We start from the raw sequence: 14,728 nt of genomic DNA on the forward strand, positions 1-14,728 counted from the left end.
CACCTCCATCTAGAGATAGTAATCGTTCAAAAAAAGCCTATATCGATCATCGTGAAAATCTATTAAGAGTCTGTTGTCGCCAGACTTGTGTTTATCGCTTCCAATGATCTCGGCTATTCCTTCGTTGATAAGAACCCGAGTTCTGGGATTCTTGTCGAGACTGTTCCAGTTTACCTGAAAGAGAACTCCCATGTCTCTAAGCCTAAGTATATCGTCTGTAAGCTCTTGCTTGCCAAAAAACAACCCGCTTTTTCTGAAAAGGTATTCATAACGCTCAACATGAGCAAGTATTATTCTTAATCCCTTGACCTGCAGTTTTTCGATCACTTCAAACAGATAGTGAGGTCTTCGCTGCGTTGGAAGCTCCAATAGAACAGTGTTTGACCCACCCATAGTAATCAGATCGGCATCCAGTATCTCTGGTCTAAAGAATATCTCAGAGCCAAGCAAGACTTCAACTGAGTGAGAGTTCAGTTCAAAATGGTATTCGTTCCATCTCTTCACTATCCGTTCAGGATCGGAAGGACTCATCGGGGAAAAAAGGTGAGGTGTCAAGTAAAGTCTCTGAAGCCCCTTGAGCTTCATTTCTTCAAGGAGTGCCAGAGACTCCTCAATGCTATCAACACCGTCATCCACTCCAGGGAGCAGATGGCAGTGAGAGTCGATATTCAATGCAGATCAACCTCACTTGAATATGCCGACGGCCGAATTCACTATGCTAAGCGATGAAGCAACAATCGACATGATGTCCTTGATGTTCACGATAGACGACTGGGGAACGAAAATGATGTTTCCCGGCGTCAAAGGAACGTTGCCTTTCGCAGGCTTTCCCTTCTGCTGATCAAGATCAAGTACTAGAGGCTGTTTGTCAGGGTCCTGGAACAGCAGCGCGTTACCTAACACTGCATAACTTGTGGGACCTCCCGCCTCGACGACCGCCTCGATTGCCGTTATGCCATCATAGAACCTTACAACTCCCGGTCTCTGCACTTCGCCAAAGACGTACACTCTGGCGGGTTCAGAATAAGGAACATATATCGTTGACCCCGGTGAGACAGTCCTTCTGGTTAATGTGAGGAAATCTTCCGGGGTAGTAATCACTTCTTCAGTCTTTCCGGAATAAGAGATGAAGATTCTGCCCCTGGTTTCGAAGCTGGCAAGACCCCCTGCAAGACTCAGTAGTTCTGCAAGCGAAAGCTCCCCATATTCTGAAACAGAGAATATGCCTGGTGACTTGACGTCTCCTACGATAGTAACGAATGAATCATAGTTTCTTAGCGCAACAATGGTATCATCATCCTTAACATAGCTTCTAGCCAGTTCCTCGGTCTTCAGTGCATCTACCAGCTTTATTGTGCCATCGATTCCTACAAGACTGAGCGTAGTCACTGATTTGTCGAGTCCTCCAGCAACTGCAATCGCTGTCGCCAATGAAGGTTTTTCTCCGCTGATCTCGTACTTTCCAGGTCTTACTACATCGCCGAGCACTGTGATTGATATCAAGGATTTGCTCGACACATAAATGTATGAGTTGTCTGATAGAGGATCCCCTCGCTTTTGCAGAACCGATGCGGTGAACTCGCTGACGGATTTTCCATCATGAATTACTATCTTTCCAACCTGATTCTCGTCAACTATTCCGCCCGCTTTGGCTATTGCATCAGAAAGAGAATGGCTTTCATCTACGCTAAATGTGTAGAGGCCTGGATTGTTTACTGCACCCAGAACAGTTATCCTAATCACCTTTCTTGGAACGATAACCGTGCTTCCCGCTTCAATTACCGTATCTCTACCTTCGTTTTTGACTTCAGCCAGACTAATCGGGAGAATCTCTCCGGAAGGCATGAGAATCCTAACTTGATCTGAAGCAGTAATCTTCTCTCCTCCTGCTCTCGCAAGTGCTCTGAGAACAGTGATCTCCTCTTCGAAGGAAAACTCAAACTTGCCAGGAGAATTCACCTCTCCGCTAACATAAACGTAGCGGTCATCTCCGGCAATGTACACAGTCTGACCTGCCGACAAATGAATGTCTTCACCTTCAATTAGGTCGAACCAGCGAATCTCTCTGTCTTGATCTGTGATCTTTATATTAGTAGCAGCCCTATTTGTTAGACCGCCGGCCTTGGAAATGGCTAGCATCAGGCTAGGGGTCTCATTCTTGTAAAACTCGACGATTCCCGGGTTTCTAACTTCTCCAATTACATTCACTCTAACAGCCTCATAAACTGGTACATATACGAAGGACCCATCTTCGAGCGTAAGATCGAGGGCCTTTCCTAGTAGTATTGGGTCAACATTTACTGTGGAAGTTCTACCAAAAGGATCTGTTATCTGTATCTTGTTGCTGAGTGCAAGTGGCGTCATCCCGCCAGCTCTTGCAATTAGAGTAGTCAATGTAACTTTTTCTCCTGGCTCGAACTGAACTGATCCTGGACTATTGACTGCACCAACCACAAATATCTGGCGGAGAACGTTGGGATACACGATTATCGATCCGGGTGAAAGTACCATGTCATTATCTTTGAGATCGGAGATCTGTCTTTCTCTTCTTGTTCCGTCGGGAAAAATCACAGTTACTCTACTGTTTGAGTCAAAATCAAGCAGGTTATGCTTTGCAAGGGCAGTTCTAAGGGTGATCTCCTCATTACTAGAAAAGTCAACTCTCCCGCCTCTTTCTCTCGAGATAACGTAAACGAACCGTTCTGAAGTCTCGGGCACGTATACTATTGAACCACTTGTTATCTGTGGATCAAGTGATATGCCCTTTATAACTGCCTGAAGGTCAAGTTTCTTGCGTTGGTCGGATTCAACTATTTCAACGTTTTTTGATAGAGGATCGATTAACCCTCCGGATATTGCTATTAGCTTTGTCAGGGTGGGATTCGGTTCTTCTCTGCTAATCAATTTGAGCCCAGGCTCCTTTACACCACCAAGAATGTACACATATCTTGATTCTATCTCGGGCACGAAGACTGTTGCTCCATCAGGAATAGACGGAGGGGTATCCTTCGATAGATCATCAATAGTATATACGGTTATTGAGGCTGCTCTCGAGTCAATTACTGTTATGCCGTATCTGTCAGCATAGTCATCAAAACCACCGGCAGCGGAAATCACGGTAGCCAGGTTGAAGGGGATACCGGGTTTCAGGGTGATTGTACCTGGGTTTCTTACTCGCCCAAGAACATTCGCCACGTTGCTTGCCTGCGGATAGAACACAACACTTCCTGTCTCAAGTTCCCAGTCAGTCTTTATTAGAGAACTGATAGGAATCCTTCTTTCGCCGCCGTCAGGAGATATCACCCTTATTTCCTTCTCTGAGGAAATCTCTACGAGATTTAGTTTCGCCAGAGCGTTTCTCAATGTGATCTTCTCTCCCGAAGAGAAGTCAACTTTGCCTCCGCTGTTGTCGGAGATAACGTACACGAATCTGTTGTCGATTCTTGGAACATAGATTAAATCGTCATACCCAATTTTCGGGTCTATTGAAAGACCTTTAAGAACTCTATCGAGATCGACGTCGATTATTTTCGTTCCTGAAAGAACCTGTACTGAAGAAATGTCGGCATTTTGCGAAAATCCTCCACCCGCGCTAATGGCTCTGGTTAAGAGAAGGTCATCTTCATCTAGCTCGATTTTTCCCGGTCTTCCCACTTCTCCAAACAAGTATACCCAAGTGCTGGTGTCAGGAACAATTACGATTGAGCCGGGTTCAAGGAAGTAATCCTTCTCTTCCAACTCCGAGGCAGGGATCTCTAGATTAGTACCGTTTGAACTAATTATCGAAATGGACTTGCTTGACTTGAAATTAAGGAGATTGATTCTGGCAAGAAGGTTTCTCAGGGTGAAGGCTTCATTCTCTTGAAAGTCGACTCTTCCTCCCTCTGTGGAAGAGACAACGTAGACAAATCGCTGTTCTTTCTCCCTAACAAGAACAATAGATTGCGGTTCTAGAACCAGAGAGCTTCTAGTGGCCTCTTCTATTGACAAGAGCCTTGTTCCGTCTTTCATAAGAACCTCGACAAGTCCTGCCTTTTCATTAAGACCGCCCGACTTAGCAATTGCTCTACTGAGAGTGATTTCTTCGAAATTTGAAAAGGGTAGAGAGCCTGGGTTTCTAACCTCTCCAGTTACAAAGACCGTCTTCTCTCCGTGGGGCAGGATAATCATCGAACCTGCCTCGAGAAGCATATCCTCTTTTTTGATGGAGTCATAACGTTTTCCAGAAGGTTCAACTATCACGACAGAATCGAGACTAGATGGGTCGTATAGGTCTACCTTAACCAGAGCATTTACAAGAGTAAGATTCTCGTCGATACTGAATTCTACTTTTCCGCCGAATGATGCTGAAGCGACATAGACGAACCTTTCTCGCAGACGAGGAACGAAGACCGTATCACCCGGATTCAATTTCACGTCATCGATTGAACCGCTCAAGAGCTTATCGACTTCAAAGGACTCAGGCACCGCGACGCCACTTCTCAGAATGTACAATCCTTCTGATGCAGTTTGTCTAAGGCCGCCGGCCTCTCCAATTGCCTGTAGAAGGGTAAGTGTTTCACGGTATGGTAGCGATGTTGGGTTGTTGAACTCACCAAGAAGTTTCACGGATTTTGATGAAGAATCGTTTGCTATTACGATACTCCCGGCGGGGACTTCCGGGTCGCTTACTCTTCCAAATAGTATACTATTCAGGTTTATTGAGGATGAGTTGCCCTGGAATTCGTCGCTAATGATCAGAATCTCTTCTTTGTCGGCCGTTTCGGCAAGGCCGCCCGACTTAGCAATAACCTGGGTTAACGTAATGCCTGGATTGAATTTCACTAGAGTAGGTGACCTGAACTCTCCCATAGTCAAGATCCATGCTTTTGTACCCGTTGGAACGTATAGGGTTGAACCTTCCGTAATCTTCTCCTTCAAAGCTTCGCCTGCCGACAAAATGGAAGACAGATCGACGTGCTTTCTGGTTCCATCCTTATAGACAACGAAGGCAGAAGAGAGATCTGCCCCATCCTGGAGCCCGCCAGCAAGGGCAAGAAGCTGAGAGATTCCGATCGTGCCTTCATGCCACTCTATCGCCCCTGGTTTGTTTACTTCCCCAAGGATGTAGAACATGAATGGTGCATATGATTTCACAGATACCGTAACCTGTGGTTTAGATGTAAGGATGCCCTGATTTAAGAACTGAGAAGACAGCAAAGATTGGATTTCTTCGAGAGTCTTTCCCAGTAAAGCAATATTTCCTAGCGGTGGAATAGAAGCGGTACCGTCAGGACCAACAAGTACTTCGCTGGAAAGATCGCCTGAACCATAAACAGAGATCAATAGCAGATCACCTGGTCTAACCGAGTATCCGAAAAGGGAAACTGTAATAACAAGCAATATTAGAAGCGGGATGATTCTAAAACGCATGTAACTTCCTCCTTCTCCAATTTTCAGTTCTCTTCCAGGAGTCTTTTGATCTGAGACTTCAATTCCGAGAAATCGGGTGACTTAACGACATACGCGTCAGCGGCCCAAGAAGAGAGATCATGTTTGTAGTGTGTGTACGCTGTCAAAAGAACGATCTTCTTATCAGGATATTTTTCGCGCAATATGCCGGCTAGCTCAAGTCCATTTATCCCTTCCATTTCAACATCGATAGTAATGAGATCAAACGATGTTCCCTGCTTTAAGATGCTCAGAGCTTCTTCTGCGCTACTTGAGCCCTCGACTTCATATCCCGATTCCTTGAGCTCTTCTTCAAGGAGTAGCCTCATGTTCTTTTCATCTTCAACTATCAGCACTCTTTTTTTCAAGATCAAACCTCCCAACTCTTCTAGTCGGCAACCTGAAAGTGAAGTTAGTTCCTCCGCTTCCGCTTGAAGCGGAAATCTCTCCCCCGTGTTCCTCAACAATCTTCTTGCATATCGAAAGTCCTAGACCCGTGCCAAAGGTCTTGGTAGTGAAGAACGGCTCAAAGATACGCTTCAACGTCTCCTCTGGTATCGTTCTTCCGCCATTCCAGACGGAAAAGTTTATACTATCATCTTCTTCTTGAATAGTTATCCGTACTTCACCATCACTTTCAGAAGCCTCAATAGCGTTCTGAACAAGGTTAATTATTACCTGTTTAATCCTGTCTTTGTTGCCGTAATACTCAATTTCATCTTTTCTTGAGTATAGAACAAGTTTAACACTTTCTTGGACGGCTTTTTCTTCAAAACCGGCAAGTATCTCGCGTGTTATGGAAACGAGATCGAACTTCTCGTCCGTTGTTACACTCCTTCTTCGCGAGGCTTCTAGTACTTCTCCAACTATGCTGTCGAGTCTACGGAGTTCTTCCATAAGTATCTTCGCATATTCTCTAGTTTTTTCCCTGTCGGAAGAGGCCAGAATCCTCTTAACAAAACCGCCGATTATCGTGATGGGGTTTCTGATTTCGTGAGCAACTTTGGCAGACATTTCTCCGAGAGCAGCGAGTTTTTCTCTGCTTTTCAACTCCTGTTCCAGCTTTCTTCTTCTAGTTATTTCATCTAGAGATAGAATCACACCGGTAAGCTTCTTTCTTCTCTCTTCTCTCAAAGGTGTTATTTGAACATCGAAATACTTGTCGCCAAAAGCGTTAAAATGCTGATCAGTCAAAGTAATCGTCTCTCCAATTCTCATCGCGTCAAAGAGTAGTTCGATGATACCGTCGAGTTTCAAATTCATGGACTGGATGCTCTTTCCGATAATGTCATTTCTATTGACGTCAAGAAGGAACTCAGCGGTTCTGTTTACCTCTGTTATTTTGCCTTCAACCGAACAGACGATTATTGCCGATTCGAGAGACTGAAGAATACTTGATACAAACCTACGATAGTAATTAGATAGGTTTTTCTCCTTCTCAAGGCTCTCAGCCATCTGGACAATTCTCTCGTAGTTCTCCGTAAGCTCCAGAGCTACCCCTGTGCTGTCGGCAAGCAACCCGAGAATCTCCGTATCGGCATTGCTGATTCTCTTTCCTGAATCACTGTTGTCGATTATCAGAATTCCTAATACTTCTTCTTCACCGGATACGGGAACAATCAAGTATTCATCTGAACCGATGATCCTATTGAGAAGAGCCAACTCTTCCCCTCTCAGCCTAAGCATTTCGGGTGTGACGTGAACGATTTTCTTCCTCAGGACTACTCTCTCAAGGATGATATTACCCGGGTAAGAAATCAACGCCCTAGATTCATTTTCATCATTTGAAGATTCCTCAAACGACACATCCTGAAGATATCTTGCTAGATCGCTATACACTGATCTGTCCGAGTTTTCTCTGCTTTTTGAGAGCATTTTGCTCTCTTCAACAAGAACAGAACGTGCGTTATCCACTCTGAAGAATATTGCTCTATCGAATTTAAGTCCGGAGGAGTGGGTTGCGCCCATAAGAAGAATTCTAATTATTCTCTCTCTGTCAAGGCTTCTCTTCATTGCCTCTGTGATTTTGTGAAGCACGCTCAATTTGAAGAGTTGCTCTTTCTGTTCGCTTATTAGTTCCTCATGCTTCTTTCCGAGCTGCCTGAGTTTTCTCACTTCCATTTCCAGTCGAGAAGTAAGTCTTAACCTACTTATGGCAACTGCCATCCTTCTACTCATATCATCAAGCATCTTCAAATCTTCTCTGTCAAGGTGTTTGTAAGCTCTGAATTCACCTTCTACCTCTTCTCTATCGGCAGCAACAATCAATCCAACTACCATTCCCTCGACCAAGAGTGGAACTGCTATGAACGAACCTACGGAGACTTCTTCTGTGAAGATCACTGATGAAAGATCCGACTTCTTGGCTGAAACAAAAAGCCTCTCTCTTGAGAGAGCATCAAGTTGCTCATCGGAAATACTCATCTCTATTCCTCGTAAAGGACTTGTTCCTTCACCAATCGCTGCCCTAAGGTGAAATGAGGTGTCAAGCCTTTCAAGAAAGAAGATCCATCTAACCCTTAACATCTCTCTGGCAATTTCAAGAGATCTATATACAAGCTCTTCCGAATCGGTTTCCGTTTCGAGAACCGAAGTTAATCGAGAGACAAGCTTCAGTCTCCTGTAGCTTTCTTCTTCTAGCGATCTCTTGATTGAATAGTGCAGAGCCATTTCTAGCTCCTTTATCCAGCTTCCGAGTGAGCCTTTGACTTTAGATTTTGTAGGGAAGGTCAAAAGGCCGAGCGGTTCACCCTCGCAAAACAAACCTATGAACTTAACCTTTTCCTTATGTTCCTCGAGATGAGTAGAAAGGACTATCTCCTTCTCGAACACATCAGCTTTGTTTAGTTCTCTCAGAAAGGGATTCTTATTCAATCCAATTTCCCTTCCTGTACGGGTGAATCCTTCTCTGAAATTCACTTCCTTGAAGACATCCCGGTACTTCTCCAGAATAAAGAGTGATGGTTCCGATGAGATTTCCAGCGCTATTCTTTTCAGTATTCTCTGGATTATCTCATCAGAAGATGTTTCAAACCCCGTTCCTCTCAGTTCAATCACCACTTCTCGACAATCTCTATTATCATTCTCATGTGCTCAACATGACTTCCCTTCCAGTAGATATGACCGCAATTCTTGCACTTTGAGAAGTTCTCTTTTGTAAGTAGTATGTAGTCCGGTACTCCGCAAAGATCTTCAAGAGAGGCTATTTCTAGCTCGCCGTTGCATTTTGAACATCTGCTGAGGAAATCGATATCTTTGTGACTTATCCTGAACCTGTGAACGACCGACTTCAGTTGCGACTTCCAGTTCTCCGATTTGATAAGGTAACATCTGATCCTGAATCTCATTGCAATTTCGAGAGCTTTCCTGCTCTTGGTAAGAAATACGTCTCGATTGCTGACAGCTCCTTCAATCTCATTTCTTGAGCATATCTCGGTGTCGAAGCCAAGAAACCGGAGCTTCTTCGCCAGCTTTGTAAGAGAGTCTTCAACTAGGAACTTCATTTCTTCACCATGATCGAGAATACTATCCCTGCATATTCTCTTTGATCGATAAGCCTAAACAGAGTACCGGTTCTTGCAAGAGAATCGCTTTCTCTCTTTGAAGTTTCGACTATCAGGAGACTTCTAGAGTTTAGAACGACAGAGTTTTGTTCTAGCAATTCAATAAGAGGTTTGGTATATTGTTCATCAAAAGGGGGATCTGCAAAGATAATATCAAATTCAACACCCTTTCTTACGAGGGAAGGGATGGCTCTGCGGAAGTCGGAGCAGACTATTTTCAAGTCCGCTGAAGGATCAAGTCCATTCTTGCTTTCGAGAATTGATTGACATGCCTTCTTTGATGAATCAACTGATGTTACATCTATTGCGCCTCTACTCAATGCTTCAAAAGAAATTATTCCGCTTCCTGAGAAGAGATCAAGAAAGGTCTTCGAGCTCACGTCCACTATATCGAAAAGGGCCTTTCTGGCGGACTGAGGTGTATATCTTGTACTCCTCCTTGGAGGAGTCTTTATAGATCGTCTAGCCCACTTCCCTCCGGTTATGACCAACATACTATCCAACCTCTATCAATCTTACTCTTTCCGAGTATAGCCTCTGCATTTCGATTCTGAGAGCTCCATGCTCCAGAAGATCGGGGTCTCTTTCAATAGTTTCCTGAGCATCTTCCCTGGCTTTGAAAAGGAGATCTTGATCATCGACAATGTCGCCGAGAAGAAATTGAGGCATTCCGTGCTGCCTCAAACCAACGAACTCACCGGGGCCTCGAAGTCTAAGATCGAGCTCAGCAACATCAAATCCACTTGCGGTCGAAGCAAACTCTCTCAACCTCGAGAGCGCTTCGCCCGAAATCGCCCGGTTCATTAGCATGACGCAAATCGACTTGAGATTGCTTCTTCCTACACGTCCTCTGAGCTGGTGAAGTTGCGCCATTCCAAATCTTTCGGGGTGTTCAATAACCATAACGGTTGCCGTAGGTATATCAATTCCTACCTCAACAACAGTTGTGGAAACAAGAATCATGCTCTTCTTTGATTTGAATCTCTGCATAATCTCTTGCTTTTCGGTGTCGGTTAGTCTTCCATGGAGCAGTTCCACTCCTGCACCAGGGAAGACTTTCTCTCTTAGCCTTGCCGCTTCATCTGTTGCATTTTTCAGGTCTACTTGCTCTGACTCTTCTACGAGAGGATAAATGAAGAAAATCTGATGACCCATCTTTATTTCCTCCGAAATGAATGAATAGAGATGATCTATCCTGCTTCGGGCAAGCAGTATCGTTCGTACTGGCGATCTTCCTTTTGGCATCGTATGAATTGTTGATACGTCAAGATCACCGTATACCGTCAAGGCAAGTGTTCTGGGGATAGGGGTCGCAGTCATGACAAGACTATCAAGAAGTCTCCCCTTTGAAGTCAATGTTTCACGTTGCTTAACTCCGAATCTGTGCTGTTCGTCGACCACAACAAGACCAAGGCTTCTGAACTCCACACCCTCCTGAATTAGGGAATGGGTTCCAACCACTACGTCTATCTCTCCCTTTGTCAATCTGGTTCTGATACTCTCCTGATCAGTCTTCTTGAGTGAACCAGTCAACAGTGCGACGTCGATACCTAGCGGTTCAAGATCCTTCTTCAACTTTTCGAAGTGCTGCATTGCCAAGACAGACGTTGGAACCATCAAGGCGCTCTGATATCCAGCTTCATAGTTGTCTGTGATTGCCAGTTCGGCTACAAGTGTCTTTCCAGAGCCCACATCTCCCTGAAGCAACCTGCTCATTGGCGAGGTGGCCCTCATATCATCTCTTATCTCTCTGAAAGCCTTTACCTGATCTTCTGTTAACTCAAAGGGCAGTGACTCTACAAGTCTTTCGGCGAGAATCCCGGCGATTTCCTTAGGTAGGCCTTGGTATTTACACCTTATCTGTCTTCTACGAGAAAGAACTGCTATCTCAAATAAGAAAAACTCTTCATATGCAAGCGTTTCGCGAGCCTTTCTTGCTTCGAACATGCTCTTGGGAAAATGTATCGCAGTGAATGAATGCTTTCTTTCGAGGAGCTGCCTTCTTTCTTTGATCTTCAGAGGGATAAGGTTTTCTAGGGATCTCACAACACCAAGATTGCGCTTGGTTATTTTCCTCATCATTTTCATAGAGATTCCTGAAGTAAGGGAGTAGACGGGCAGAATCTCCCCCGAGACTTCGCCATTCACTTCTTCGATTTCCGGAGAGTTCATCTCCAGAGGACCAAATGGGGTCTTCTTTGCCAATCCGTGAATGAGATACTCTTTGTCTTTCTTGAGCTTTTGTAGAATGTAGTCCTGATTGAACCATTTGAGAAGCAGTTGACCGAAGCCATCGCCTGCGACTGCAGAGATTATCGTGTAGCCTGAAACCTTCTTAACTGAGAAGTTAAGTATTCTCGCCCTTACACTTACCTTGGAATCAGCTGAAAGTGACGAAATCGGGAGAATCACCCTTCGGTCTTCGTAGTCTCTCGGAAAGTAATAGATCAGATCACCAATTGTTTCGATATCCATTCTCTTAAGAATTTTGGATCTTGCTTCACCGACTGAGTAAGCATACTTTATGGGTGTTGAGGGTGACACGGGCCTTCCTAGTAGCGCCTCGATTTCGTCAACAGTTCGCAGAAGGAAAATCCTTCTCAACTTTGCTACCATTTCGAGTCCATTTATTAGTCTCTTTTTCCTTCTATCTTGACTGAGCGCTTCGCTTTTCGAGAAGTAGGAGACGAATTTGGACAAGTATTCGTTGAGTAAGGGAAATCGGGAAAACTCCTCTTTGTTTGTCTGAGATACGATTCGCTTCAGTTCAGAGAAGAGAACTTCATTGTCTCTTCCTGAGAGCGAAGCTTCGAAAAGCATTTCACATTCGTCAAGGACTTGCTCAAAAAGCATTACTTTCTTTCTTTCTCCCCGTAACACGCCAGGCCAAAGACTGCGGGTCCGCTATGGCAGGCTATTGTTGGCCAGATTCTTCCGGCAACAAGTTCAATCTCATTTCTTTGGATGCCTAAATTCTCTTCGATCAACTCGACGGTTTTTTCGGTTGTTTCTTTCGCAATATCCGAGTACTCCTCGCTCCCGTAGATAGAGTACAAAACAACTGATTCTCTCCTTCTCTCGAGAAACTCAAGGACGTTTGAAACCATCTGCTCCTGCAACTTCTTCATACCTCTAAGCTTCGCCACAGGACTAATATATCCTTCTTCATCCACTGAAAGAATCGGCTTGATGTTGAGCAAGGTTCCGGCTAGCCCCTGTGCTTTTCCTATTCTTCCGTTCTTTATCAAGTATTTCAGCGTGGGAACGCTGAATTCCATGAACGTATCTTGAATTATCTCCGGCACTCTCGATATTGCCTCATCGATCTCCAACCCTCGTTCTATTAACTCAATAAGTTTCTTAGCGATCAAATAAGCTCCAATAGAGACTTTTCTGGTATCAACAACTGTGACTTCTAGCCCCTCCACCATTTTGGAGGCCATAACGCAAGTATCATACAGACCCGACATCTTCGATGAGAAATGAATATCAAGTAGCTTCGTGTAACCTTTTGACTTTATGTCATTGTAGTAATCAAGAACCTGTCCGAGTGGCGGTTGAGCTGTGTGAAACTCTCTGGAGCTTTCGACGATATTGTAGAAAACATTCTCCATGAAGTCAAACTCGTCGTTATATTCCTTATCATCAATAATGATTTTCATTCCCATGAAAAAGAGTTTATGCTCCTCAACGAAACTTCTCGTTGGCGCACAACCTGAATCAACGGATACCGCAATCAATTCGTTCACCTTCCTTCGGCGAAAATCTGTTCTTGGTCGTCTCCGTTATCTATTCTCACGCACCATCTACCATCGACAAAATCAGTCTCTAGTGAATAGCCGTTAAGTTCCACAGCAAGTGGTCTGCCATTATCTATGCTGAACTGAAGAAGTCTTTCGGCAGAAACCCTTACTCCCCTCTTTACAGAAGCCTCAAGCATTAACTGCGTGTTTTTGCGATTTGAGTTCACAACACTCAGTGCAAAAAAAGAAGTTATCATACAGATACTCAGAAGTAAGACAGAGAGAACAAGTGTAACAATGTTGCCTCTTCTCATCAATCACCTTTCAAATAACCTACGTAAGGTAGATTTCTGTATACTTCATCATAGTCAAGTCCATATCCAACAATGAACTGATCGCCTATTCTTTCGCCGGTAAAGTCTATCCCAACACCATGATCGTGAATAGTCTTTTCAAAGAGCGAGACCAGTTTCACGTCTGCCGGTTTCTGCTTCCAGATATAGTTTATTATGTATCTCAAAGTTCCTCCGGTGTCAACTATGTCTTCAACAAGAAGAACGTAACGGTCCGTAACAGATTCATCCACCCATGTCTTCACACGAATTCTTCCCGTAGTGGAGACTCCTGAATAACTGGAAACATGAACGAAATTATAGCGCACCTTTAACTCAAGTCTCTTTAGGAGATCGCTATAGAAATGAACTGAGCCCTTCAGAATGCAGACAGCCGTTATCTCTTCAGTAATCGAGGAGTAGTAACTGTTGATTTCTTCTGCAAGTCTACTAACAATTCTCTCAAGGGCCTCTTCTGAGTAAAGAACCGCGATCTTAGCAGGATCAAAGAGCATTTCCTTCACCTCCGGCAGTCATGATAATTATACCATCGCAGAAAGACTATAAAACTATCAATTCTTCTGAAGCATTAAGTGGAAATGCGAGGTTGAGTAGGTTACAATCCTTCTTGTGAAGTTGCACGGATTTCTTGGCTAATCTTTTTGCCTACAGAATGGGGCGATTGTATGGATCAGCATTTTCTGATTAATTACCTCGACGCTTCCGAACATGAGCTTCCTCTAGATTTGCCGACAGTCTTTGGGAGGGAAAGCGAAACATACCTGGAAGTGGGGTTTGGTAGTGGCGAGTTCCTTGTTCAGAAAGCGATTGATAATTCTGCAAAAGATTTCCTGGGAGTTGAGTTGTCTGTAATAAGCACAGAGAAACTTCTTAAATCGCTTAAGAGAGAGCTTGTAGAAAACGTCCGAGTGCTTCTGACGGATGCATCTTTCTGTTTAAATAACGTAATTCCTAAGGATTCACTGTCCGGTGTTTATATGAATTTCCCCTGTCCGTGGCCAAAGAAAAGACATTCAAATCGGCGGCTGAACGACCCCAATTTCGTTTTGAAGATTGGGCGGGTTCTAAAAAAAGGGGGTTTCTTTCAGCTCTACTCCGATTCGAAGGAATTCATCTCTGAGATGAGCTCAAGCGTAGACCTAACTGGTCTCTTCGATTCGGTCACAGTCGAAATAAATCCAACGGCCGGAGTGGGAACTAGATACGAGAGAAAATGGCTGGCTATGCAGAGGGAGATATTCAGACTCATCTGTAGAAGAAACAGCAAAGCAGTGAACTGTGAAGAGGATGTGGTTAACTTGTCGCATTTGTGGGTGAAGAACATCGACAAGTCCCAGCTTAATAGAGTTGCAGGGCGGTCGTTTTCTAGTGATGAGATGTTTGTCAAGTTCATGGGGGTCTACAGAAAGCTTGATAATGAGGTCTTTCTAATTGAGACTCTTTCGGTTGACAGAGGCTATTCTCAAAGATTCTATATAAGTCTTTCCAAAAGGGAAGAAGTTTGGCTGATTCAACTAGATAGTCAAGCGAAACCTTTTAGGACCAGAGCGGTAAAATTCGCCTTTAGAATGCTCTCTCGGATACTTGGTGACGAAAGTCGAGCTTAATAGTGAGGCGCATTTTTGGGAAGTTCTGCTTT

11 protein-coding genes are annotated in these 14,728 nt (G+C 44.2%); 1 reads left to right on the forward strand and 10 read right to left on the reverse strand.

What is annotated here, in order from left to right; all coding sequences use genetic code 11:
• Positions 1-9: 9 nt before the first annotated feature.
• The 10 genes from V512_RS01905 to hpt are packed head-to-tail and all read right to left on the reverse strand — an operon-like array spanning position 10 to position 13,583.
• Entirely contained in the window at positions 10-672 is a 663-nt protein-coding gene (locus tag V512_RS01905) for a CpsB/CapC family capsule biosynthesis tyrosine phosphatase (protein ID WP_099828777.1), read from the reverse strand.
• 12 nt (positions 673-684) lie between these two features.
• The gene (locus V512_RS01910; protein WP_099828778.1) at positions 685-5,412 is read right to left on the reverse strand and encodes an SLBB domain-containing protein; all 4,728 of its coding nucleotides are present in this window, start codon (positions 5,410-5,412) and stop codon (positions 685-687) included.
• A 23-nt stretch (positions 5,413-5,435) separates the two neighbouring features.
• On the reverse strand, positions 5,436-5,759 hold the full coding sequence (locus V512_RS01915) for a response regulator (RefSeq protein WP_102818856.1): 324 nt from the start codon (positions 5,757-5,759) through the stop codon (positions 5,436-5,438).
• Positions 5,760-5,772: 13 nt separating this feature from the next.
• On the reverse strand, positions 5,773-8,487 hold the full coding sequence (locus tag V512_RS01920; RefSeq protein ID WP_243392215.1) for an ATP-binding protein: 2,715 nt from the start codon (positions 8,485-8,487) through the stop codon (positions 5,773-5,775).
• A complete protein-coding gene (locus V512_RS01925) occupies positions 8,484-8,933 on the reverse strand; it encodes a Mut7-C RNAse domain-containing protein (RefSeq protein ID WP_099828779.1) in 450 nt (149 codons plus the stop codon). Before V512_RS01925 ends, V512_RS01920 begins: the two co-directional genes overlap by 4 nt.
• Positions 8,930-9,487 (reverse strand): 16S rRNA (guanine(966)-N(2))-methyltransferase RsmD, encoded by a 558-nt coding sequence (rsmD, locus tag V512_RS01930; RefSeq protein WP_099828780.1) that lies wholly within the window; start codon positions 9,485-9,487, stop codon positions 8,930-8,932. The genes V512_RS01925 and rsmD overlap by 4 nt, the downstream gene beginning before the upstream one ends.
• A gap of 1 nt (position 9,488) precedes the next feature.
• Positions 9,489-11,846 (reverse strand): ATP-dependent DNA helicase RecG, encoded by a 2,358-nt coding sequence (gene recG, locus V512_RS01935; RefSeq protein WP_099828781.1) that lies wholly within the window; start codon positions 11,844-11,846, stop codon positions 9,489-9,491.
• The gene (locus V512_RS01940; RefSeq protein ID WP_099828782.1) at positions 11,846-12,742 is read right to left on the reverse strand and encodes a DegV family protein; all 897 of its coding nucleotides are present in this window, start codon (positions 12,740-12,742) and stop codon (positions 11,846-11,848) included. The genes recG and V512_RS01940 overlap by 1 nt, the downstream gene beginning before the upstream one ends.
• A complete protein-coding gene (locus tag V512_RS01945) occupies positions 12,739-13,050 on the reverse strand; it encodes a hypothetical protein (protein ID WP_099828783.1) in 312 nt (103 codons plus the stop codon). The genes V512_RS01940 and V512_RS01945 overlap by 4 nt, the downstream gene beginning before the upstream one ends.
• A complete protein-coding gene (gene hpt / locus V512_RS01950; RefSeq protein ID WP_099828784.1) occupies positions 13,050-13,583 on the reverse strand; it encodes a hypoxanthine phosphoribosyltransferase in 534 nt (177 codons plus the stop codon). The genes V512_RS01945 and hpt overlap by 1 nt, the downstream gene beginning before the upstream one ends.
• 171 nt (positions 13,584-13,754) lie before the next feature.
• Here hpt and trmB point away from each other — a divergent pair, with 171 nt between their 5' ends.
• Positions 13,755-14,696, forward strand: a complete 942-nt coding sequence (gene trmB / locus V512_RS01955; protein ID WP_099828785.1) for a tRNA (guanosine(46)-N7)-methyltransferase TrmB — start codon at positions 13,755-13,757, stop codon at positions 14,694-14,696.
• Positions 14,697-14,728 lie beyond the last annotated feature (32 nt).

It is taken from the genome of Mesotoga sp. Brook.08.105.5.1, assembly GCF_002752635.1.
Taxonomy (GTDB): domain Bacteria; phylum Thermotogota; class Thermotogae; order Petrotogales; family Kosmotogaceae; genus Mesotoga.